Source organism: Kineosporia babensis (assembly GCF_021129305.1).
GTDB lineage: Bacteria > Actinomycetota > Actinomycetes > Actinomycetales > Kineosporiaceae > Kineosporia > Kineosporia babensis.
Genome location: NZ_JAJOMB010000035.1, coordinates 25782 through 48178 on the forward strand (window position 1 = coordinate 25782; position 22397 = coordinate 48178).

Below are 22397 nucleotides of genomic sequence, written 5' to 3' on the forward strand. Positions count from 1 at the left end.
TTCCTCGGTAGCTGCTCCCCAGGGGCTCGCCCTGGAGGGCAGGACAGCAGAAAATGGGCCTATGTCCGATCGGGATGAAGAATCTGGCAGAGTGCCAAACCAGCGGCTCATCCAGGCTCGCCGGCGTCTGTCCTCGCCCAGCGGTTCCGGCCAGGAGATGTCTCCTCAGGAACTCGCTGAGGCGATTAACGCTTACGTGTGGGAGCACCATAAACGTCAGGCGAATCTCGACCGGTCGTACATCAACAAGCTCGAGAACGGCACGCATCGCTGGCCCAATCCCCAGTACGGGGAGGCCTTCCGACACATTCTCGGCGTCCCCACCGACGCAGCCCTCGGCTTCTACGGGCGGCGAAATCGATCAGCGAAACCCTCCGGGCAAGCTGCCCATCAGGAAACAGACGCCACAACGCCTCCCGCCAATGCTCCAGCCCATCTACTCTCGGAACGGGTGCGTTGCAGCATCGTTGCAGGTGAACCCATCGACGCGAACGCACCTAAAACAGATCACCTCCAACTTAGGGCGCTTGTCACGCAGATGAACGGTGCCTATCAAGGTGCGGACTACGAACGGGCCCTGGCCCTCGTCCCAGCTGTGATGAACGCCGTTGCGATCAGGGCGACTTCGCCATCGGGCGATCCACGATCCGCCAGCGCCGCCGCTGCCTTAGCCCATCTGGCGCTGTCGAAACTGATGCTCAAGCTCGGCGACATTCACCTCGCCTGGATCACCGCCGACCGCGCTCGCGCCCATGCCCGCGCTGCCGAAGACCCCACGCTGGAGACAGCCACACACTTTTCCATCGGCTGCGCTCTCTACGAACTGCCCGACCGACAGGACGAAGCCCGCCACCTGGTCGAACGAGGTCTCGCCACCGCCAGGTCAGGCACCATCAACGATCCAGCACGCATCTCCGTGGTAGGGGCGCTGACGCTCCTGGCGGCCGTCCTCGCATCCCGTAGGCACGATCTGCCTCAGGCCGAGCAGCACCTTCAGGCTGCCCGCGTCCTCGCCGATCAACTCGGTGGTGACCGCAACGAGCTGTGGACCGGATTCGGGCCCACCAACGTCCTGATCCACCAGGTCGGCATCACCACCGAGACGGACCCTCAGCGCGCCATCGACCTGGGCGAACGGCTCGACACCTCGCGCATGCCGGTCTCGCTGGTCAGCCGCCGGACGCAGGTGCACCTAGACCTCGCCACAGCCTTCAGCCAGCGACCCGAAGGCGACCCCTCAGCCCTGCTTCACCTGCTCCAGGCTGAAGTGATGGCACCCCAGCTGCTGCGTGTTCATCCACCAGCTCGTTCGCTGATCATGGGCCTGTTGACCAGGGAGCGACGAACGAGCACCCCAGGGCTACGCGCTCTCGCAGCCCGCGCCAAGGTGGAAGTCTGAGCCGATGAGCAACCGCGTTCTCTACCTCATCGTCTGCGCTGCACCCCCAGCGCGGAGCATCACCGAGCTGATCGACCTCCTCCACGCCGACAGCTGGAATGTCCACGTCATCGCGACCCCGAGCGCAATGGAGTGGATCCCCGTCAGCACGGTCGAAGCGCAGACCGGCCACCCTGTCTCCCACCGACCGCGCCGTCCCGATGAAGCTCGCAGCCTCCCGAAGGCTGACGCCGTCGTGGTGGCGCCGGCGACGTTCAACACCATCAACCAGTGGGCCAACGGCACTAACGACACCCTGGCCCTCGGGATCCTCAACGAAGTGCTCGGGATTCGTCTGCCGGTCATCGCGACTGTCTACGCAAAGCCCAGCCTGACATCGCACCCCGCGTTCGCGACACACATCGGCCTTCTCACCGGCGCCGGCGTGATCTTCACCGAAACCGAATCCTTGCGGCCGACAGACCCCAGCCACCCCTTCGAGTGGCGTACCGTCACCGAACTTCTCGCATCGTTCGCCGACCCGGGGGCCAGGGAGCACTGACCATGGCTGAACGGAGCGATGCGACCGGGAGAACGCCGAACGAGCGGCTCACCCGGGCGCGCCGATCTGTGAGGTCTCCCAGCGGGTCAGGGCAGGAGATGTCTCCGCAGGAACTTGCCGAAGCCATCAATGCCTACGTGTGGAAACACTACGACCGGCTGGTCAACCTTGACCGTTCGTACATCAGCAAGCTGGAGCTCGGCAAGCATCACTGGCCAAATGCCCAGTATCGCGCAGCACTTCGAAGTATCCTGCCAGCGCCCGACGACGCATCCCTGGGCTTCTACCCCAGGCAGAGAAGCCAACCCCAACGACCCTCGGGCGACCACCATGGTGCGGAGCATGAGGAGCGGACCGGGTCAGTGGCATCAGCGGCTGGGAACAGTAGCAAGGCGCTGAGGGCAGCCGAGAGAACCATCGAAAGTATCGACCTTTCCGACTCGCCATGGACGCCTGACCGTATCCATGAGCTAGCTGGTTTCATTGCTAGCGGAGGCGAATTGGGCCCACAGACGGCCCGAGAGGTCTCTCAAGCATGGCGAACAACGCAGCCCCCGCAGATTCTCGAACTTCGCTCCGGCCGACGCATCGGGCAGCGACTGGCCGACTTGGTGATCGAGCGCACCGAGACGCTACGCCGGATGGACGATTTCCTCGGTGGCGCCGACATGCATGACCTTGTTCGGCAAGAGCTAACGACGACCCTGACCATGATCGATGACGCTTCCTATACCGAGCCCATCGGGCGCCAGATCCTCGCGTCAGTAGGTGAACTCGCGCAACTGGCCGGATGGGTGGCCGACGACGCCGGCCTGCGTCAGCAGGCCGAACGCTATTACCTAGCTGGGGTAAGCGCGGCGCACGCAGCTCGGGACGAACCCTTGGCCGCGAACCTGCTCTCGACATTGTCCTACCAGTACGCCAACATCGGAGACCCCCGCGAAGCCGTGCTCTTGGCAACCACAGCCGCGAACGGCGTTCCGCCGCACACCACCGGAACAACACGAGCTCTGCTGATGGAACGTGTGGCTTGGGCCAACGCTCGCCTCGGTGATGCTCGTGCCACAGAACGAGCGCTCGGGGCCGTGGACGACTTGTTCACCGAAACCAAATACGCAGAGCCTGAGCCCAACTTCACCTACTGGCTCACCCGAGACGAGATCGCCGTCATGGCGGGTCGTTGTTACGTCCAACTTCAGCGACCAGAACCAGCGATCACCCTTCTAACCGGGGCCGTCGATCGCTACGACGACTCCCACCAGCGCGAGACGTCCCTCTACCTGTCCTATCTTGCCGAGGCCCACCTGCAGGCGAAGGACGTGGAAGCCTCGGTAACCGTGGCCCTCCGCGCACTGGAAGCCGCGATGGGTGTCGCCAGCGCCCGGAGCAGTGGTCGCATCAATCACTTGCTGCACCTCCTGGCCCCCTCCAAGACCAACGAACGAGTTCGAGAGTTCTCCGAGGCCCTGCTCGCCTCCCGACCACACGCCTGGCCAACCTGAAAACTGTCTGATCGCGACAGGCCACGCACAGGAGCACCGTAGCCTTAGCTTCGGGCACCCACCGGTAGGTCATCATCTCCTATACCTCTCTCTACATCGACCGCACCGCGCGGCTCGCAGGGCGAGAACAGCAGGTTGCTCAACTGCCCGATAGCCACGCGAGGGGAGCTGCTCCCTGAGGGCCCGCAAGGCAGCCGTCGAGCCAGTCGTGCAGGATCTCTGACGGTGGCCAGGACCGATTTTCCCCGTGGACGGCCAGCTAGATTCCCCGCCCGCAGAACACTCTCGGTAAGCTGATGGCGCTCAGGTGAACGTCCCCAGAGTTGCTCGGCAGATTCCAGCGAGCGCCATCAAAGCTTCGTCGCGGCTGTGGGAGGACGGGGGTAGCGGTATGGCTCGGACGTGGTTGTCGATCCGGGTCGACCTGGTCTCAGGACATGGGGGCGACCTCTGGCCTCGACCTGGCCGGATCCTGGCAGCGGCCCGGTCGCACACCTTCGCTCAGTTCGCGGAGTCGATCGACGATGCCTTCGCTCGCTGGGACCACGCCCATCTGCACCTGTTCACCTTGGCCGATGGCACCCCGGTCACCCCGCTTGACTGGTGGGACGGGGAACACCCCGATGATGCTCTGGACGGGCGAACGACCAAGCTCAGCCGCCTACAGCCGGGCGAGCAGTTCGCTTATGTCTTCGATCTGGGCGACTGCTGGGCGCACCTGTGCACCGTGGCTGAAGCCCGGATCGATCCGCAGGAAGAACTCGGCATCATCCCTGACCGGCCGCTACCCACCTGGGGATGGGGACAGATCCCCGACCAGTACGCCCGCGCCTGGGACAGCGACGACGGCGAGTCCCCAGCGCCGAGGCGACCTCGGCCGGCGCTGGGCGACCTGCCGCCCATCCTTCCCGAATGGGGCACCCGACAGAGCTGACCGTAGCTCCGGCTGTCGTCACTCTCCGCATGTTCGTGGCCGGCAGTGGGGCGCCCATCTGGCCGTGGCGGGGACCGTAACTCGCCGCCAGCGGGAAATTCTCACTGACCACTGTCAGATCTTCTTCCCGGGTAAGCGCTCGTGATAGCGCTCATTTACCCGGGGGAGCACCGTCGCCTGCCGTCTGAAGGCTCGGCTTTGAGGCTTGCGAGCACGCCAAGACGTTCTGGTCGTCATCGGCCACATGCTGGAGAGCGCATAAAAGTCCAGGTCAGGGACCACTAGAACAAATACTGGAACAAGTCTTCTGTCTCCTGTGAGGCGTCGTCACCAGCGAACCCTTCCGGCAGGAGACACTGATGCTTCACCACCGACCAACTGGCGCGCCTGGCCGCCTGACCCACCGAACAGGGGTGCCCCGGCGCCGACTGCTCGCTCTCGTCGTGGGAGCTGGCGGGATTCTCATCATCCTGATCACCGGTCTCGTTCTGTCCGTTGCTGCTGTACTGGGAACGGGGCCCTCCAACGAACAGCACGACTCGCAGCACGAGGGTCTCTCGGTGACCGATGGCAATCGGTCCGAGCCCGCAATCGGCACGTTCTCGAACGACCACGATGCCGCTGCCCATCCACCATCGGCAGCCACGTCGAGCACGACGCCGGCGCCCCTCGTCCTCCCAGCATCCGCGGTCACCGGGATCCACGGCGTCGCTACCGGGTATCCGCAGTCGCCCGAAGGTGCTGTCGCGCAGTTGGCCGCCATCGACGTCGCAGTTTTAAGCCAGCCATTCAAGGTCGCTGAGCGATCTCTGCGCGCCTGGTCCAACAGCGAAACGGTCCGTTCGCCACAGTGGACCATCGAGGCGCTTATCGATGACGTACGCGACCGTCCGATCAAGAACCTGCGGGTGATTCCCGTGATGGCCCGCGTCGACAAGAGCGCCACGCAAGATCGGCACAACGTCTGCCTCTTGCTGCGCGTGCAGATCCCCGAGCAGAAGCAGACGGCCGACCACTCGAACTCAGAGTTCTTCGCGCACTGTGAGGCGATGATCTGGACCGGCCGACACTGGCTCATTCAGCACGGACAGAGTGCCGCTTCTGAGCCGATCCAGAGGCCCGGAAGCGGGCCAGCGTACGCAGCGGGCTACCGAATGCTCCAAGGAGCGGCCGCGCCGGACCAAAGGTGAAGGGTGCAGGCCAGAGAGGTATTCGGGATTTCGGCGAAACAAGAACCAGTTACATATGTCCGTAATGTGTTGACATTGATTGGTGACGGACGGTAGACGAATGGTTGCACTGACAGTGCAGTGCGCAGGCGGCTACGGGAGACCACAGGTGAACAGGCGAATCCACGCCATTGTCATGGCGGGCGTGGCGCTCGCCGCGCTAGTCGCATGCTCGGATGATGAAGGCGGTTCGTTAGCAGATCCGTCTCCTCCTGTGACTGCCAGTTCGTCGGCTCCGTCGCCCGCCCTGGATCCAGAGGTCCAGCAGGCGGTCGCGGCTTACGAGTCTTATGTGCGGGCCCGTGACAGTGTTCTGCGGAATCCCGTTGGCAAGGGCGAGACATGGCCAGAAGGGGCTGAATTCAAGCGTTGGGCCTACGATCCTGCTCGATCGGAAACCATCGTCTTCATGTACGTGCTTGACTCCTATGACGCCGAGTTCCGGGGCGATGCGGCAAAGTCCAACGTGTCGGTCGTCGAGGCCAAGCTGAATGCGAAACCGTACCCGCTCGTACGACTCGCCGATTGTCAAGTTCCGCAGGGGCGGTTCGCGCCGTACAACCGCGAGACCGATAAAGCGTTGGATCTGGTCGACGACGAACATCTCGATGAGCCGTTCCTTTCGAACATTGCCCTGATCTCCGTCGACGGGCGCTGGGGTGTCCAGGAGGCCGAAGCGAAGCAAGGAGGTTCATGCGAGCCCTAAGCGCGAACCTACTGATGCCGTTCGGAGCGATCGCAGCGACATGGCTGGTAGCGACGAGCGCTTGGGCTACAACGGATCCTGAAGGTGAGGTTGGGGCAACGTGCTATTCCGGTCTCGGCATGTGCGTCGCTGAGGCGCAATCGCTTGAGGTGGTGCCCGATCGGCCAAACTCGCAGAAGTCGGAGCGGACAATACGGACCGCTAAAGAGAGCTCTGCCGGACCAGACAGGAACAGCAAGGGAGATCTCTGCGTGGTTTTGCCCATGGCCCCGCAGCCTCCTGTTTCGGATCCCGTATGGAAAGGCAACACGGACGGCACCATTTACACAAGGACCTGCCCCATGACTAGGTACGTGGAACCGGTGGTCAACACCTATTGGGCGCCGACGGGCGCGGAGGCCGAGGCCGTCGGCGTGGATCCTATCGTCCTGGCCCAGCAGGCGAAGGAGGGTCTCCGGCTGCCGAAGCCAAGGTTGGCTCGATCGCCGTCGGGTTCGGGATGGGTCAACGAGTACTTGTGGGTGTGGCTTGAAAGTTCCTGGGAGGAGAAGGAAGCGACCGCGAGTACAGGTGGCGGGGCTGGTGGAGGTCTGGGTGCTCAGTGGGCGACGGTCACGGCCCGGCCGCGGGAGATGGTTATTCGTGTGGGTTCGGAGAGCGTGAGTTGCGCGGGGCCGGGGAGGGCTTGGCGGCTGGCGGATGGTGCGGGTGTTCCCGACGGTGATGGGTGCGCGGTGATGGTGTCGGAATCAGGGCGGAGGGTTGAGGTGTCGGTGGAGGTGCCTTACGAGGTGTCGTGGACTGGATCGGGCGGTTCCGGTGGTGATCTGGGTGTGCTGACGGCCAGCGCGAATCAGACGATCACGGTGCTGGAGTCGGTGACGGCGGGCGTGCGGTGAGTACCGGGCCGTTCAGGTTGGCGGCGCCTGCCCGGGAGCGTGTACTGGTGCGTCGTCGCAGTCCGGCGCGGATTGTGCTGACGTTGGTGCTGTTTCTGGTCGTGATGTTCTTCGTTGCGATGGTGATTGAGCGTGCTGGTACGAAGGCGCAGGTGCTGGTGTTGGCGCAGCGGGTGGTGCAGGCGCAGGAGATCACGCGGGCGGATCTGACGAGTACGGATGTGGCCGGGAATGTTTCGGTGATGTCGGTGGATCAGCTGGATCAGGTTGTTGGGCAGCGGGCGGCTTTCACGCTGGAGGCGGGCACGATTCTTCAGCCGACCTCGGTGATGGCGCCGGCGGCATCGGACGCCGGTCAGGCCAGCCTGGGGGTCAGTATTCGCTCGGGCATGGTGCCGCACGGTCTGCAGGCTGGGGACACGGTCCGGGTGGCGCTCATTCCGGACCCGGACGGTTCCTCGAACGACAATAGTACGAGTGATCTTTCGTCGGGTTCAGTGCTGGTGGACGGCGCGCTGGTGGCTGACGTGTCGGAAGAATCCTCGAGTTCCGGGGATCTGAAGGTGACGCTGCGGGTGGCGTCGGACTCAGCGATGCCGTTGTTGGTGGCGGCCAGCCGTGAGCAGATCGGGCTGATCCGGGTCGGGGGTAGCTGACAGCGTCGTTGAACTGCACGGGTCGGGGAGCGCGCTGTGGCTGCGTGAATCCCGCTCAACGTCGAGGTTTTCGCGAAGGATCCGGTCTGCCGGGGGCAGGGCGAGGGGAGAGGCGAGCGAGGGTGACGGCTGTAGATTTCGCGTTGGTCAGGGAATTGCGTGCTCAGGTGGCTCAGCGGTTGACAGGTGCTCAGAGTCAACGGGCGCGGGCCGGGCAGAGTCCGTTGAGCCGGGACGAGAATCGTCAGTTGGCGTTGTCGTTGATCGCGGATGCGGTGAGCGATCTGGTGTCCGTGCATGTGGCGCAGGGACGGGCCGCTCCGGAGGGTGCGCGTGACGGTGCGCTGGAGTGGGCTGTCGAGGCAGCGATGTTCGGGGCCGGCCCGTTGCAGCCGCTGCTGGAGGACGAGGATCTGGAGAACCTCGACCTCAACGGGTGCGACGAGGTGTGGGCGACGTACGCGTCTCGGGGGCGGGTGCAGTTGCCGCCGGTGGCTGACTCCGATGAGGAACTGGTCGACATTCTCCGGGCACTGGCCAGTTATGCCGGCCCGGTTGCGCGGCCGTGGAGCACGGTGCATCCGCAATTGGATCTGGGTCTGCCGGGCGGGGTTCGAGTCTCGGGGCTGCTGGCGGCCTCAGAACGTCCGCAGGTCTCGATCCGTCGTGACCGGCTGGGCCCGCAGGCTTTCCTGGATGTGCCTCCGCGCCGGTATCCGGATGCGATCTCGCTGGTGGAGTTGGGGACGCTGGATCCGCAGTGCGCGGCGTTTCTGGCGGCAGCGGTGCGTGCCCGGGCGAACGTGCTCATCGTTGGGGCGACGAATGCTGGTAAGACCACGTTGTTGCGGGCGATGGCGAACGAGGTCCCGGTCACAGAACGGATCATCAGCATCGAGCAGGCCCGCGAACTGCGGCTGGGCCGGGACGCGTCACTGCACTCTGACGTCGTGGAACTGGAGACGGTGCTGGCGTCCCCTGATGGCGCCGGCGGCCTGGACGGGGCAGACCTGGTGCGCCGTTCTAAGCGGATGAATCCCGACCGGCTCATTTTCGGCGAGGTCCTGGCGGGCGCGGAGGCCCGAGCCATGCTGGAGGCGATGCTGCAGGGCGGCGACGGGTCGATGTCGACCATCCACGCCCGCCACGCCTACGGCGCGATCGCCCGCCTGATCATCGGCCTGGGCTCGTTGAGGGAACCGATCCAGCCCGCGACGGCCGCAGCACTGATCGGGCAGGCCATCGACTTCGTGGTACACGTCCGGCGGCGCGTGGTGACGGAGGTCCTGGAGATCTCGGGGCACCAAGGCGAAACCGTTTCCCACGCGACGATCTTCGCAGCTCCCGAAATCGACGAGACCTTCGTTGCTGAGTTTGCTGCAGGAGAAGAAGCGCCCCGGCCGGGACGGGAGGGGTCGACCGTCGCAGCAGGGGTCGCGGCGCAGTATGACCAGACGGTGCTGGCGCGCCGAGACACGCGGATCCCCTTGAAACGTGCTGCGCTGCTGGCCCGTCACGGGTACACCGACGAGATGGGGGAGCGGCTGAACGCCGACCGTTCCCGTGTGAGCCGAGGCCGTCAGGTTCCTGCTGGCAGTTCCAGTAACTCGTCCAGTAGTTCCAGCCCGCAGGCCACCGCTCGTGCTTCTCGTCCGGCTGATCCGGAACGACCGGCCTGGATGGACATCATGCCGCTCGGCCGCAGCTCGAGCGCGGGCGAGAGTGAGCCAACTGCGATGGCAGCGCAGTCGGATGCTGCCTCCGGCGGCGCGACCGGGTTCGTCGAGGACATCCCTGGTCACCGTGACCCTGCCGGGATTCCGGAGCCCCTCCTGAACGGCTCCTGGACCGGTCAGGGTTCCGATGTCACGGGCCGGAGCCCTGACGCTTTCGCTGGTGATGCGGGCGTGCCGGAGGAGGTCGTGCGGGCCCGACTGGGTCTTCCGGCGGACGGGCGCAGCCCGGATGAACCGATCATCCACCGCCGGCGGCCCGAACCCCTGGCCCTGGACACGTTCGGGGCCCCGGGTACGGGCAAGCCGACGGTCGTGGGACACGGCGTGGACGATGATCCGTTCGCGGATCCGCCCCGGGATGCGGGAACCTGGAGCAGCGGGCGTAACGCCGAGGGCCCGATCATTGACATGGGCGCCCGCCGTCCTGCAGCGGGTTCGGAAACGTCGGCGTCTGGGTCGAGGACGGGATGGCCTGGGCTGGAGGGTCAGGGCGAGGGAACCTCTCGGACCGGGGAGGCTGTCCACCAGCCGGCAGCGCCTTTGCACACGGTCGACTCTGGCGCTGCGCTGATGGGTCCGCATCCTGGTCGTCGTAGCCGGCGTGAGCGAGCGTCTACCTCGGTCTACAGCCCTGACGCAGGCGCGCAGTCCGATGCCGCAGGGACTCCCGCCTCAGGCCTCGGGTTTCCGCTGACGCCCACCATCGCTGCAGACCCGACGCCGGGCGAGGACTCACGTGAGCCTGAACGGAAGCTGAGCAGTTGGCCTCGGAGCCAGTCATGACGTTCGAGCCCTACACGCTCCTGACCAGCGCTCTCTTAGCCTTTTCGCTGGTCGCGGTCGTGAACCTTCTGGTGAACGAGTTGCGGGGTCACCTCGCCCCGGCTTCCTCTGAGCAGCAACGTGATCTCGCGGGAAGAACTGGTTTCAGGGAACCGGGAGTTGGCCGGGCCTGGGTTCCGCTGGTGGTGCGGATAGTGGCGGCTGTTGCGGTTGCAGCTCTGGTGGGTTGGTTCACCGGGTGGCCGGTCGCGGCATTGGCGTGTGCGGTCGCGGTGATGGCGTGGCCGGTGCTCGGAGGAGGACGCCGCGGCGAACGCCACGACATCGAGGTGCTGGAGGCCATTGTCGTGTGGACCCAGGGCCTGCGGGACACGGTGGCCGGGGGAGCGAGCCTGGAACAGGCCATAGGAGTCAGCGTTGAAGGGGCTCCTGAGGTTCTGCGTCCCAGCCTGCAGGAGGTCCGCAGTCGCATGCTGGTGCGCCAGACCTTGGATCACGCTCTACGTCCGCTGCAGGCTGTCCCCGGTGCCGACTTCGTGGTGGCCGCGTTGATCCTGGCGGCTCGCCGCCGTGGTGACCGATTGCCGGATGTGCTGTCCGGGATCGTGACCACCAGCGCCCACGAAGTGGCACAGCGGCGGCAGATTCTGGCTGCCCGGGCCGGAATTCACCGCAGTGTGCAGATCATCATCGGGGTCACGGTGGCGATCCTGGTCTGGATGGCGACCGTCGGTGCCGCCTACATGGCCCCCTACGACAGTTGGTCCGGGCAGGGCGTTCTGGCAATCGTCATGGCGGTCCTGGCCGCTGGCTTCATCTGGCTGATACGTCTGGACACCACCAGCACCATCGCCGGGTTTTTGGCCGACAAGCGCCTCAGCGCCCGTGAGCATCAAATTGTCATGACGCTTGCCCGGCGCCCCGTCCAGCCGGTCCGCTCGGTTCCCCTGGCCCGGAACACCGGGAAGGGGACAACAGGTCCAGCTGGTCATGGTGTCGCTGGTGCAGGGGCCGACGAGAATGGGAGGACACATCCGTGGTGATCACCGTTGCCGTGTCCATCGCCGCGGGCCTGGCGGTGGTGGCCCTGGCGAATGCGCTCTGGCCTCCTCTCCAGGCGGACAACAGCTCAGCCGTGAGCGCTGGTTCGGCCGGACACGAGGGTTCCTCGACTCGCGAGGACCCGGATACCGGGGCAGATGGGAGAACAGATCCTGGCCCGATAGTGGATGCGAATCATCGCTTGCTGGCCGTCGTTTTCGGTGCGGCTGCTGCGTCCGGTCTTCACTATCCACGTGGTTTGGGCGCGTGGGCGGCGCGACACGGCGTCGGTATCCGGGTTTCGGCGCAGGATCTGGCGATCAGCGGGTTCGACCACGACAACGTCCTGACTGCCAAGATCCTCACCACGTGCGCCAGCAGCCTGACCGCTTCAGGCGGCGGGATCGTTCTCAATCGTGTCTGGGGTTTGGCACTTCCCGGCGTTGGGGTGGTAGCGCTGGCCCTGTTGTTCGGGGCAGCCACCTATTTTCTGCCGGATGCGTTCGTGCGACGTCAGGCCCGGGCTCGCCGGCGGGAGTTCGAGCGAGCGCTTCCGGTGTGGTGTGATCTGGTTGCCTTGGAGATGGCTGGAACGGCCGCCCCGCAGGAGGCTTTGGTGACGGCGGCCGAGGCTGGCACCACGTGGCCGATGCAGGTCGTGCGGGACACGCTCTATCGGGCTGTCACCGCTCGTGAGCCGCATTGGCCGGCCCTTTCGGCCCTTGGTGAGCGCATCGGCGTGGATGATCTGGCCCAGCTCGGGCGCCTGTCGCAGTTGGTCAGCCATGAAGGAGCTCAGGTCCGGGACACCCTCATCGAGCGGGCTGAGGGAATGCGTCGCCGTTTTCTGGCCGCGTCGCTGGGACAGGCGGGGCAGCGGGATGAATCCATGCGCCTGGCTGTCCTGGTCATCGCAGCCGGGGTCATTCTGCTGCTTCTGTACCCGGGCGTCATCGCCGTGACCCAGTTGTGAACGCCATGACGACCGCGAGAACCTTTCGGGGACAGCGCTACCCGGAAGGAACGGCTCAACGCGCGGCGCGAGACGCGACGCGCGCTCGAGCAGAGGACATCGAAATCCCATCGGGCGCGGGCCTAGTGCGGCCCACTGGTGATGCCGGGGCGAGCACGGTGGAGCTGCTGGTCTGGTTTCCTGGACTGCTGTTGATCGTGGTGCTCGTCCTGCAGGTTTTTGAGTACACGTGGGCCAAGGAAGCCGCCCAGGGCGCGGCCCGGTACGGGGCTCATCACGCCGCTTTGTACGGCGCTGGTGACGCCGATGGGATCCGGGAGGCGAACGCCTACCTGGCCGAGGTCGCGGGCCCTCTGATCGAAGACCCGAGCGTCGCGGTCGTTCGCACCCAGGAAAGCGTGAGCGTCACGATCACCGCCAGGCCCCGACAGATCCCACTACCAGCGTTGACCCTGAAGACGTTCACCGTGCAGGCGCACGGGCCGATCGAGCAGTTCGCGGCCGGCCGATGAACCGCCCCCACGCGAGCCGCCGAACAAGGCCTGGTGTATTCGCCGAGCAGGGATCCCTGAGCGTGGAGATGGTCATCTTGGCGGCGGTCGCCGTGACCGCCCTGTGCCTGGGCATCGGCGCCGGGACGCTCGTGCTGGCCAACGGACGCATCGACGCTGCCGCCGCCGCGGCAGCCCGTGCCGCGAGCCTGCAGTACAGCCCTCGCCAGGCGGCTTCTGCGGCCCGCGACACCGCAGAACAGGTCCTTACCGACAGCGGCACCACCTGCCGTCCTGACGTCAAGGTCGACACCGGACGGTTCGGTCCTGGCGGGCAGGTCGACGTCCACGTCTCGTGCCGGGTCAACCTGGCCCCGGTCAGCATCGCCGGGTTCCCGAGCCACCGCGACGTGGACGCCAGCGCCAGTGCGCCGCTGGAGCGACGCCGCTTGTACCAGGACCGCTCATGACGCCTATCTGCCGACCTCAGAACCGGGCGCGGACACAGACCGCTCACCGTGCTCGAGGAGACGACGAAAACTGTTTCTGCAGGTTGTGTTCTGACTCCCAGAAGGATGCAGGCCAGGCGAGCATCTTCATCATCTCCCTGGTGGCCCTGGCATTCCTGCTGACCGCGTTCTTCGTCGACATCAGCCGTTCCCTCCAAGCACACGGCGACTCACTGGAAGTCGCCTCCCAAGCGGCCCGGGCGGCCGCCGACCAGGTCACCCAGGAATCCCTGCGGTCCGGCGACCCGGCCCAGGTGCGCATCGACCCGGCCGCCGCCCGCACCGCTGGTCAGGACTGGCTCACCCAGGCCGGCGCCACCGGCCAGGTCGACGTCGAGGCCGGAAACACCGTCGTCACCGTGACCGCCCGCGTTCCCTGCCGAGCCACCCTGCTGGCTGTGCTCGGCTACGGTGACCTGTCCCGGCCCGCCACCGCCAGCGCGACGCTGCTGTACGGCACCCCCGGCAGCGACGGCCAACCCATCGCAACCGGCGCCCTGCCGCGTGCCTCCGCGCCCGCAGGAGCCCGCTCGTGAGGGCGCTGAGGCTGTACCTCCGAGCGCTGGGCGCGGCCGCCATCCTGGCCGCGGTGCTGTTCGGCCTGCCCATCGTGCTGTGGGCTGCCATCGGCAATCCACTGCCGGACTGGGATGCCCTGCAGGTCGGTGACTTCTCCGACGACGTGCTCCTGCACATGCTGGCCACCCTCCTCTGGCTGGCCTGGGCCTCATTCGTCCTGACCGTCACCGTCGAGGCCCGCGCACAGAGCCTGGAACGCCCGGCACCCACCCTGCCGGTCCTGCCCGGCCAGCAGAACATCACCCGGTCCCTGATCACCGCTCTGGTCCTGGCCGCTCCCGCCCTGGCCGTCAGCGCCAGCGGCGTCCACCAGGCCGGAACAGCCCCCGACACCATCGACCCAGCACACCCCGGCACCACGACCGGGCAAACCCTGAACCTGGCCTCGACCGCCGAGGAAGCACCCCGCACCGCACCCATCAGCCAGCACACCCCGGTGCCCGACAGCGCTCCTGCGCACACGCCTGAAGGACAACCCCTCGAACCGGCCGGCTCGTCCTCGGCCCAGACGTATCTGCTCGGGACGGCCTCCGGCATCGGCGTCAGCCTGGCGGCAGCAGGCCTCCATGCCGTCGTCGTGCGACGCCGACGCCATCAAAACGCGGGCCGCCACTTCGGCCACCTACCCGAGCAACCCTCACCCGAAGCCGTCCGCGTGGAACGTCACCTGGTGACCAGCGCCTCGCTCGCTCAAGCACTGCGGGAGCGTCTTCACACCGCTCTGCAGCACCTCGCTGCCGCCCTCGAAGCTGAAGGCCGGCATCCCGTCCGGTTCCTTGCCGCCCGCCTCGACGCCGAGCGAACTGAACTCGTCCCCCAACACACTCCGTCCGCGCCCCCGCCTCCACCGTGGGACCTCGACCAGGCCAGCGGACACTGGATCCTCAAAGACGGCGCTGTCCTCGACGCACACATCCATCGTGCGGTCTCGAGCGCACCGGACGATGCACCCCACCGGTGGGCCTGGATCGGCTCCAGCACGCTCACCCCCGAACAGCAGCGCTCCACCGCACCGGACGAGGGTGACGTGTGGCTGCTCAACCTCACAGCGGCCCGCAGCATCCGCATCTTCGGTGACCCCGACCACACTGCCGACCTGACCCGCGCCATCCTGCTGTCCCAGACACCAAGTTCCCGCCCACCAGCCTCACCAGAACCGGCCCACCGGGTGCAGGTCCATAGCGACGCTCACGATCTGGCTGAACTGGCCCACCTCGTGGGAACCGAACCAATCCCCGCCGACGTCCAACTCGGTCCTACCGACATCGACCTGCTGCTCGTCGTCGATGAACGCGGCCACCACGATACGAGGCTTCGCACCGACGATGGATCCGCATCCGGCCGCTCCACCATCGTGTTGACCGACGACCTGAGCGCCATCCACAGCGACAACGTGCGCCTGGTCATCGATACGACCGGACGATTACACCTGAGCTTCGCCGAGCAACCCATTACAGCGGCTCTGCTCACCCGCAGCGACATCAACTGGATCAGCCCTCTGCTGATGGCCGTCCGCAACACCACACAACGACCAGCGCCCTGGGCCGCCGGCGCCACAGCCACCAACGACAGTCCGCACGCCCAATCCGGTACCACGTCAACAGGTTCCCTCCCAAGTCCGTACAACCTGGACCCGAGCCCGGCGGACGATGAACCAACTGGGGCACAGCCCCGCCGACCTGAAGAGCCAGCAACACCACCCGCCAGCCACCCGGACGACGCGACCCTCGATGCGGACCTCCAGGACTGGTACGCCGAGAACACCGCCCGTCCCCGCCTTCGACTCCTCGGCCCTCTCGACGTCCGATCCACCGGAACGCCCCGCCCGGGAGACCGCATCCCCTGGCAGACCGAGATCGTCGTCCTTCTCTACGCGCACCCCCAGGGGTTGACCCACGACCAGTTCACCGAGTGCATGTGGCCCCACGACTCCGGCCGAAAAGCCGCCTCAGCCATGCCCCGACAAGCCATCGGTCGAGTCCGCCACTGGCTCGGAACCGACCCCGGCACCGGGGAGGACTACCTACCCAAACTCCCCACCCGAGACGTCGATGCCCGCTACCGCATCCATCATCTCCTCACCGACGCCGACCTGGCCCGTCGTCTCTACCAGCGAGCCACCAGCACGCCGGAACCCAGCATCCGAGACCTGCAAGCAGCCCTTGACCTGATCACCGGTCCCGTCCTCGACGGGCGCAGGCCCACGGGATACCTCTGGCTGCTTGACACCCTCCTGGAGACCGAGCTAACCGCCCTGGCCGCCGACATTGCTCACGCCCTGGCCAGTCACTGGCTGTCCCATGGAGAACCGGACCGGGCCATGAGCTCGTCGAAAGTTGCTGTAGAAGCTGGAAGTGGCGACGACATGACCTATCTGGACCTGATCGCGGCAGCCGACGCATCAGGCCGGACGAGCCAGGCTGATTACTGGTTGCGGCAACTGCTGCAAGTCCACGACGCCACGACGCCGCGAGCGTTGCCGCCGCAGACAGCCAAGCGTCTGGCGGTGCTTCGCCCAGAGCTGCGAGCTACCAGAGGGAGGTCACGATAGGGATTACAGGACCTTTTAATGAGTAGCAGTTCTCGTGCTTCTCCTGCCGAGAACTGCTTCTGTTAGTGATGGGTCGTTGGCTCCTGCCTAGATCCTGTTCATTGAGAAAATGATTCGGCATTTTTCCAGATCTGGACCGGTCGGGCTCTCTATCCCCAAGCAGGAGTGCCTTGGGGAAACTTACACGCTCTGCACGTTCTCCGGAGGCGCTGACACCGCGAGCTATCTAGGAACGTGTACACGAGGAGGATTGGTTAGCGATGGTCTGGTTCCTGGTGGACGACGGACTCGGAGAACACCCCAAGGTCCTTGCAATACCCAGAGGTATCCGCGTCAGCGCGATAGGCGTATGGACGATGGCTGGCGTCTGGTCCAGCGGGCAGCTTACCGACGGCCGCATCTCCTCCGCCTTGGTCATCGAAAAAGGAGGCCGCAGTAGCCAGATTTCCGCCCTCATTGCTGCTGGCATGTGGCACGACACCGACTCACCATGTCCACACAGCAGCAACCACTGCCCAGGAACCCCGGCACCAGGCGAACTGGTGTTCCACGACTGGTTCGATTGGCAGCGCTCGCGAGAACGAATTCTGCACGACCGTGAGCGGAAGGCGTCAGCCGGCCGTGCCGGCGGCAGAGCATCCGGGGCCAGCCGTCGTGAAGGCTCCCGAAGCAGCCGCGAAGCACATGCTTCGTCGTTGGTTGAACCCCTAGTCCATCACCCAGACCCTAACCCACAATTGATTGACTTGGTCTGTCGTCGTCTGTTTGGTAACGCGAGACACGATGTGGACGTCAGTGAACAGGCAGCGCTGTGGAAGGCTGCGGCCGGACAGGCCGACCTAGGGACGGAATTGCGCAACTTCCTGATCCGCAACGCCGACACAGTCCTAAATGACCCGCCCGCAGCGCTTTTGGGCTGGCTGTCGCGAGCGGCGGAGCGAGCCGCTACCGCAACGCCGAAACCAATCCTGGGATGCGCTCTCTGCACGGTCGGATGGCTGCCCGACGATCCTGAAACCGGGATGCCGAGGCCATGCCCGACGTGCAAACCACACCGATACGCCGACCGTGCAGGAACGCTGTAATCGTCGTCGAACATCGGATCGTCCGGCCGGGGCCAGAGGCCAGAAGTCTAGCCAGCACGTAGAGGCTCGCTGCACACAGAAGCGCGTAGGGGAGTTACCCCAGATCAGCAGCGATGCCCTTGACCGTCGCGCCCGGCGTGGACCGGAACAAATCCACTGCACTCTGGCGAAACCGCGGCTACCCCCGTGCTGTGAACAACCTCGCCGTCCAGGCCCTCACCGCGACCTACGCCGCCAGCAAAGCCATCGTGGACGAAACGCCGTCTGCACCGCTGTCACCGAAACCACCGCCGACTAACCAACCGGCTTGGTCGGTACCACCACCAAGCCGACCAAGCCGTCACCAGGCCGACCAAAGAACCCCGCCGCGTCCCGCGGTGGGGTTCTTCACACCTCGATCCTCGGCATCCTGAACGACGTTGACATCGGCATGTTCAGCGGCGTCGAACAGTCACCCACGTTCGTGTAAACGCTGGATCGTCAAAGTCGAAGCTCAGCCCCGCCCACTGCAGCACCGCTCCCAAGCGCTGCGCGGTGCCATCATGACCGTGATGACCACCCGCGCAAAGACCCCGCTTCCGTGGACGGTGCCGGCCCACCTGACACCCTCCTGGCGGCGCCTGCCCCGCCTGGCCTGGATCGCCGCCACCGGCGTCGCACCCGACCTTGGCCGCGCCCAGATCCTGGCCGTCGCCCCCTTCATCCCACTCCTGCTGCCTCTGCTGACCGCGGCCCGCGCCACTGGCCAACTCGCCGCCCACCCCCGCGCCCTGGTCATCGTCGCCCACCGCCGCCACGCACCCATCACCCTGGCCGGCCTGTGCCTGACCCAGATCATCCTGATCCTGGCCATCACCTCAGCCGCCCTCGTGATCGCCGTCCCACCAGCCTGGTGGACCTGGCTCAACTCCCTCCTGTTTACCGGTCTAGTCATCGCAGGCCTGCAGTTCGCGGTCACTTGCGTCCCCACCGTCCTGGTTTCCCTGCGCTCACACAGGCGGCCAGCCCTCGACCACACCCCGTCCCTGGCACCGGTCCTGATCCCGGCCCACGCCATCCACCTCACCTGCGCCGCCGCCTGGCCACGACGCCACGGACACGGCGCCCGCCTGTGGAACGATCTCGCCGCAGCCCAACAGCCCACTGACCGGCCCGTCGTGGCCCGCGCCGCCACGCCGGCTCTGGCCCGTCGTTACGCCACCGCCACCACACCACCCGGCATCGTCCACGACCGCACCGTCGTCTGGCGCGCCCCAGGACCTGAACGGGCAAGAGGCACAACCGAACACGCTCAGTACGGTGCGGTCCATGAGTCAGGACAGCGACCTCCACCAGTCGCACCGGCGAGCGCTGATCCCTGACCTCGAAGGAGCATCACTGGCCACCCTGCGCGGCTTCGAAGAAGCCCTGCTCATGCTCGACGACTGGGACGTCGTACCCGACGACCCTGACCCCCATCTAGCTACCTGCCACGATTGCCGGGGGAGTCGGCCTCGACGTCGTCGTGCGCCTGCAAAGCAGGCTGTACCCGACCAGGAGCACACCGCCGAGACCCACGGACGTCTCCTGGCGCCCCTGGGCCGCGCCCGCGGCCGCCACACCGGTCCCGGGCGCTACGAATATGCCCCTGACCGAGATCCTCGTCGTGTCCAGCGACGTGAACGCAGGGGGCGCTATTGGGCCCAGGCTCTCGGCCACCCAGGCCTGGATCCCGCGATCAGCCAGGCCACCGAGCACCTTGCTGGCAGCGCCGTCTATTCTTGAACATCCCTGTCGAGCAGATCGCGCGTCTGGCCGGCCTGCTCAACCTCACTTGGACTCGCCGCCGACCTCCTCGTCTCTGGATAGCCTGGCGGATTGCGTGAGCGGAGGGCCCGCTCGGACGACTGGTTGTAACAGCTCGATCTGGCCCCAAGTTCCCAGGACGACATTGCACGCTGCCCGCTAGAACTCCTCGTTAGTCAGCGATTTAGTCGGCCCCGAGCACCGAGCACCGAGCACCGAGCACCGAGCACCGAGCCCCGAGCCCCGAGCCCCGAGTGGCGACGATTGTGCTGACGAGGCCAAACCTCTGAATGCTGCCCTGAGGTGCATCGTGGGTGCATCTTAGATGGTGCAGGAACATCGCACCGGCCAGTCGGCAGGGGGCTGCGGATCCGAGAATGCCTGTATGGACATTGCCTCGCTCGTGTCGGCCGTGGCGGCGACGACCGGTGCGGCGCTGGCCGGTGTCAGCGTGTACATCTCCGGACGCCGGGACGAGTCGAAATGGCGCCGGGAGGTGCTGCTGGAGACCTGTGAGGCGTTCCTGAACGCCAGCTTCGAGACGGCAAGGGCGGGCCGGCAGTTGGCGGGCTTTCCCGCGCCCCGAGACGCTGTCACCAGGGACGAGCCCGAGTTGCGCATCAGCATGGCCTATCGGGCCAAGATGGACCTCATGACCAGGCTCCGAATCCTGGCTGACGAGAACGTCATTACGGCGGCAGAAGACGTTCACCTGGCTGACATGCGCTTCCTTGATGCAGTTTCGGGCTGGAACACAGCACCGAGCATCGAGGAATTTGACGCGGTGAGAGCCCACGTTCAGGACGAGCAAGGCAGGTTCATCACGGCCACGCGATCGCTTCTGCACATCAAGGGCCGTACGGTCAGAGTGCGGAACATCTCCCGACCACGACCTATTACGAGTTGACCGGGCCGCGGGCCCGACGGGCAGGCGGATACCTCGCTGAGGCAGCCGACTTCCTTGGCCTGCACGCGCCTAACCACCAGGCGTTGACGAATCCAACAGGCCCTGAACGGTGGATTCAGATAGGCGCAAGCTCGCCGAGTATGACGCCATGATGGAGAAGTTGGAGGGGTACAAGCTGTGGCTGGTGACCAGCCTCCCGGACCCTACTCCCGAACAGCTCCTGGAAATCCGGCGCGCGAAGTACGAGGAGTACCGGCGCGAGGGTGGAACGGGAACCTGGGAGTCGTACGACCACTACTTCAGTACGAATCCCGAGGCGCGGGAGGCTATGAAAGATGAGGCGGCTATGGCTCAGGCCAGGTCTCAGCAGTGACGGCGGCCATGCCAAGCTCCCCGTAGGCGGCCATTTACCGCCCCACTGATGGCCAGGGTTCTCCCCGCGGATGGCCAGATACCTCCCCACTGGCTGGGTCCGATCGCCGGTCGGCAAGGGTCGTCCGGTGAAGAACAGCAGGGAGATCATGGAGATCCTCGAGGCGTATGACCTCACGGGTAGTTACCGCGCCGCCGCGGAACTGGCCGGGTGTGACCATCACACGGTGGCCCGTTATGTGAAGATGCGGGCGGCGGGCCTTCACCCGGACAAGCGCCAGCACCGGGCGCGGTCGATCGATGAGTTCCTGCCCAAGATCGAAGAACTGGTGGTCCGTTCTCACGGGAAGGTCCGCGCGGACGTGGTCCACCGGCGGATCCTCGCGATGGGCTTCACCGGCGGTGAACGCACGACCCGCCGCACGGTCGCGGAGGCCAAGTCGCAGTGGCGGGCCGGGCGCCGGCGGGTCTATCGGCCGTGGGTCGTCGAGCCGGGCCTGTGGTTGCAGTACGACTACGGGCACGGCCCGATCGTCGGTGGCCGGCAGACCGTGCTGTGGTGCGCGTGGCTGGCCTGGTCACGGTTTCGGGTGGTGATCCCGATCTGGGACAAGACCGTCCCGACCGTGACAGCGTGCCTTGATGCGACGTTCCGGCGGATCGGCGGGGTCCCTGCCTACGTCCTGACGGACAACGAGAAGACCGTCACCACAGACCATGTCGCCGGGATCGCCATCCGCAACCCGGAGATCGTGGAAGTCGCCCGGCACTACGGGACCACGATCCGCACCTGCGTGCCGGCCGACCCGGAGACCAAGGGCGGTTCGGAGGCCACGGTCCGGATCGCGAAGGCCGATCTGGTGCCCACCGAAGCGAACCTGCTGGGCGACTACCGAACTTTCGGGGAGCTCGAGGCCGCCTGCCGCGTCTTCTGCGAAGAGGTCAACGGCCGGGTTCACCGCGAGAGCCGGGCCCGCCCGGTTGATCGGCTGGCCGAGGAGCAGCAGCGGCTGCATCCGCAGCCGGGAAAGCCGTTCACGGCGGCGTTCGGCACGACCCGGAGAGTGAACTGGGACGGCACGATCTCGGTGGAGGCAGTGCGTTACTCGGTTCCGCACCAGTTGATCGACACCCGGGTCTGGGCCCGTTTCCACGGCGAGGAACTCATCGTGACCGCGGTGGACGAGCAGGGCCAGACCAGCGAGGTTGCCCGCCACCAGCGGGGAACCCCCGGCAACCCGGTCCTTGACGAAACCCACTACCCACCGAGGGAAGACAAGAATGCTGACCGGACTCCGCGGGCTCGCACGAGCGCCGAGGCCGAGTTTCTGGCCCTGGGACCGGGTGCTGCGGCCTGGCTGGTCGAGGCCGGCGCGGCGGGCGCCAGGCGTGTTCCGGCGAAGATGGCCGAGGCCGTGGCGCTGGCGAAGCTCTACTCGCCCGGGCAGGTTGACCGGGCCCTGGGAACCGCGGCGGTCACGGCGCGGTTCGCCGAGCCCGATCTGCTCTCGATCCTGGACTACCAGAGCGTCCATGACCAGGCCGAGCCCACCCGCCGCAGCGAAACACACTCCCTGCAGCCAGGAACCGCGGCCTGGTCCACCTTCGGCCGCCCCACCCAGCACCTCGAGCTGACCGAGACATCCGACCTGATCGAGCCTGACGAAAGTGATCACAGCTGATGAGTGCGTCTTCCTTGAGCACGTCCCGTTCCGGTCC

General features: G+C 66.1%; 19 protein-coding genes and 1 pseudogene. All 20 read left to right on the forward strand.

The genetic code is table 11. The features are described 5' to 3' along the window. Positions 1-61 precede the first annotated feature (61 nt). The 20 genes and pseudogenes from LR394_RS38670 (at position 62) to istA (ending at position 22360) form a co-directional block, all read left to right on the forward strand. Entirely contained in the window at positions 62-1399 is a 1338-nt protein-coding gene (locus LR394_RS38670) for a hypothetical protein (protein ID WP_231449687.1), read from the forward strand. A 4-nt stretch (positions 1400-1403) separates the two neighbouring features. Beyond that, positions 1404-1940 (forward strand): flavoprotein, encoded by a 537-nt coding sequence (locus LR394_RS38675; protein ID WP_231449688.1) that lies wholly within the window; start codon positions 1404-1406, stop codon positions 1938-1940. Positions 1941-2038: 98 nt separating this feature from the next. Continuing rightward, positions 2039-3442 (forward strand): hypothetical protein, encoded by a 1404-nt coding sequence (locus LR394_RS38680; protein ID WP_231449689.1) that lies wholly within the window; start codon positions 2039-2041, stop codon positions 3440-3442. Between the two features lie 391 nt (positions 3443-3833). Continuing rightward, positions 3834-4376, forward strand: a complete 543-nt coding sequence (locus LR394_RS38685) for a plasmid pRiA4b ORF-3 family protein (RefSeq protein WP_231449690.1) — start codon at positions 3834-3836, stop codon at positions 4374-4376. A 443-nt stretch (positions 4377-4819) separates the two neighbouring features. Continuing rightward, complete coding sequence (locus LR394_RS38690; protein ID WP_231449691.1) at positions 4820-5566, forward strand: hypothetical protein; 747 nt, start codon at positions 4820-4822, stop codon at positions 5564-5566. A 148-nt stretch (positions 5567-5714) separates the two neighbouring features. Beyond that, entirely contained in the window at positions 5715-6311 is a 597-nt protein-coding gene (locus tag LR394_RS38695; RefSeq protein ID WP_231449692.1) for a hypothetical protein, read from the forward strand. A 341-nt stretch (positions 6312-6652) separates the two neighbouring features. Continuing rightward, a complete protein-coding gene (locus LR394_RS38700; RefSeq protein WP_231449693.1) occupies positions 6653-7210 on the forward strand; it encodes a hypothetical protein in 558 nt (185 codons plus the stop codon). Beyond that, positions 7207-7866 (forward strand): SAF domain-containing protein, encoded by a 660-nt coding sequence (locus LR394_RS38705; protein ID WP_231449694.1) that lies wholly within the window; start codon positions 7207-7209, stop codon positions 7864-7866. Before LR394_RS38700 ends, LR394_RS38705 begins: the two co-directional genes overlap by 4 nt. A 248-nt stretch (positions 7867-8114) precedes the next feature. Continuing rightward, a complete protein-coding gene (locus tag LR394_RS38710) occupies positions 8115-10385 on the forward strand; it encodes a CpaF family protein (RefSeq protein WP_231449695.1) in 2271 nt (756 codons plus the stop codon). Next, the gene (locus LR394_RS38715; RefSeq protein ID WP_231449696.1) at positions 10382-11428 is read left to right on the forward strand and encodes a type II secretion system F family protein; all 1047 of its coding nucleotides are present in this window, start codon (positions 10382-10384) and stop codon (positions 11426-11428) included. Before LR394_RS38710 ends, LR394_RS38715 begins: the two co-directional genes overlap by 4 nt. Next, on the forward strand, positions 11422-12399 hold the full coding sequence (locus LR394_RS38720) for a hypothetical protein (RefSeq protein WP_231449697.1): 978 nt from the start codon (positions 11422-11424) through the stop codon (positions 12397-12399). The genes LR394_RS38715 and LR394_RS38720 overlap by 7 nt, the downstream gene beginning before the upstream one ends. 5 nt (positions 12400-12404) lie before the next feature. Beyond that, a complete protein-coding gene (locus LR394_RS38725) occupies positions 12405-12911 on the forward strand; it encodes a TadE/TadG family type IV pilus assembly protein (RefSeq protein WP_231449698.1) in 507 nt (168 codons plus the stop codon). 62 nt (positions 12912-12973) lie between these two features. Next, positions 12974-13360 (forward strand): hypothetical protein, encoded by a 387-nt coding sequence (locus tag LR394_RS38730; protein WP_231449699.1) that lies wholly within the window; start codon positions 12974-12976, stop codon positions 13358-13360. A 140-nt stretch (positions 13361-13500) separates the two neighbouring features. Then, complete coding sequence (locus LR394_RS38735) at positions 13501-13935, forward strand: hypothetical protein (protein WP_231449700.1); 435 nt, start codon at positions 13501-13503, stop codon at positions 13933-13935. Next, a complete protein-coding gene (locus LR394_RS38740) occupies positions 13932-16529 on the forward strand; it encodes an AfsR/SARP family transcriptional regulator (protein WP_231449701.1) in 2598 nt (865 codons plus the stop codon). The genes LR394_RS38735 and LR394_RS38740 overlap by 4 nt, the downstream gene beginning before the upstream one ends. A 1255-nt stretch (positions 16530-17784) precedes the next feature. Next, a pseudogene (locus LR394_RS43880) lies at positions 17785-17912 on the forward strand (ExeA family protein); the annotation flags it as partial. A gap of 253 nt (positions 17913-18165) precedes the next feature. Next, the gene (locus tag LR394_RS38745) at positions 18166-18975 is read left to right on the forward strand and encodes a hypothetical protein (RefSeq protein WP_231449702.1); all 810 of its coding nucleotides are present in this window, start codon (positions 18166-18168) and stop codon (positions 18973-18975) included. Positions 18976-19784: 809 nt separating this feature from the next. Beyond that, positions 19785-20306: a hypothetical protein gene (locus tag LR394_RS38750; RefSeq protein WP_231449703.1), complete on the forward strand. Its 522-nt coding sequence runs from the start codon at positions 19785-19787 to the stop codon at positions 20304-20306. 148 nt (positions 20307-20454) lie between these two features. Continuing rightward, positions 20455-20679, forward strand: coding sequence for a hypothetical protein (locus LR394_RS38755; protein WP_231449704.1), 225 nt, complete (start codon positions 20455-20457; stop codon positions 20677-20679). 127 nt (positions 20680-20806) lie between these two features. Next, the gene (istA, locus tag LR394_RS38760) at positions 20807-22360 is read left to right on the forward strand and encodes an IS21 family transposase (protein ID WP_231449705.1); all 1554 of its coding nucleotides are present in this window, start codon (positions 20807-20809) and stop codon (positions 22358-22360) included. The last annotated feature ends 37 nt before the right edge of the window (positions 22361-22397 follow it).

Excerpts from the sequence above, each read along its gene's own strand:
- LR394_RS38670 (WP_231449687.1), top strand. The coding sequence starts at position 62 with ATGTCCGATCGGGATGAAGAATCTGGCAGAGTGCCAAACCAGCGGCTC.
- LR394_RS38675 (WP_231449688.1), top strand. The coding sequence starts at position 1,404 with ATGAGCAACCGCGTTCTCTACCTCATCGTCTGCGCTGCACCCCCAGCG.
- LR394_RS38680 (WP_231449689.1), top strand. The coding sequence starts at position 2,039 with ATGTCTCCGCAGGAACTTGCCGAAGCCATCAATGCCTACGTGTGGAAA.
- LR394_RS38685 (WP_231449690.1), top strand. The coding sequence starts at position 3,834 with ATGGCTCGGACGTGGTTGTCGATCCGGGTCGACCTGGTCTCAGGACAT.
- LR394_RS38700 (WP_231449693.1), top strand. The coding sequence starts at position 6,653 with ATGACTAGGTACGTGGAACCGGTGGTCAACACCTATTGGGCGCCGACG.
- LR394_RS38715 (WP_231449696.1), top strand. The coding sequence starts at position 10,382 with ATGACGTTCGAGCCCTACACGCTCCTGACCAGCGCTCTCTTAGCCTTT.
- LR394_RS38725 (WP_231449698.1), top strand. The coding sequence starts at position 12,405 with ATGACGACCGCGAGAACCTTTCGGGGACAGCGCTACCCGGAAGGAACG.
- LR394_RS38745 (WP_231449702.1), top strand. The coding sequence starts at position 18,166 with ATGACCACCCGCGCAAAGACCCCGCTTCCGTGGACGGTGCCGGCCCAC.
- LR394_RS38750 (WP_231449703.1), top strand. The coding sequence starts at position 19,785 with ATGGACATTGCCTCGCTCGTGTCGGCCGTGGCGGCGACGACCGGTGCG.
- LR394_RS38755 (WP_231449704.1), top strand. The coding sequence starts at position 20,455 with ATGATGGAGAAGTTGGAGGGGTACAAGCTGTGGCTGGTGACCAGCCTC.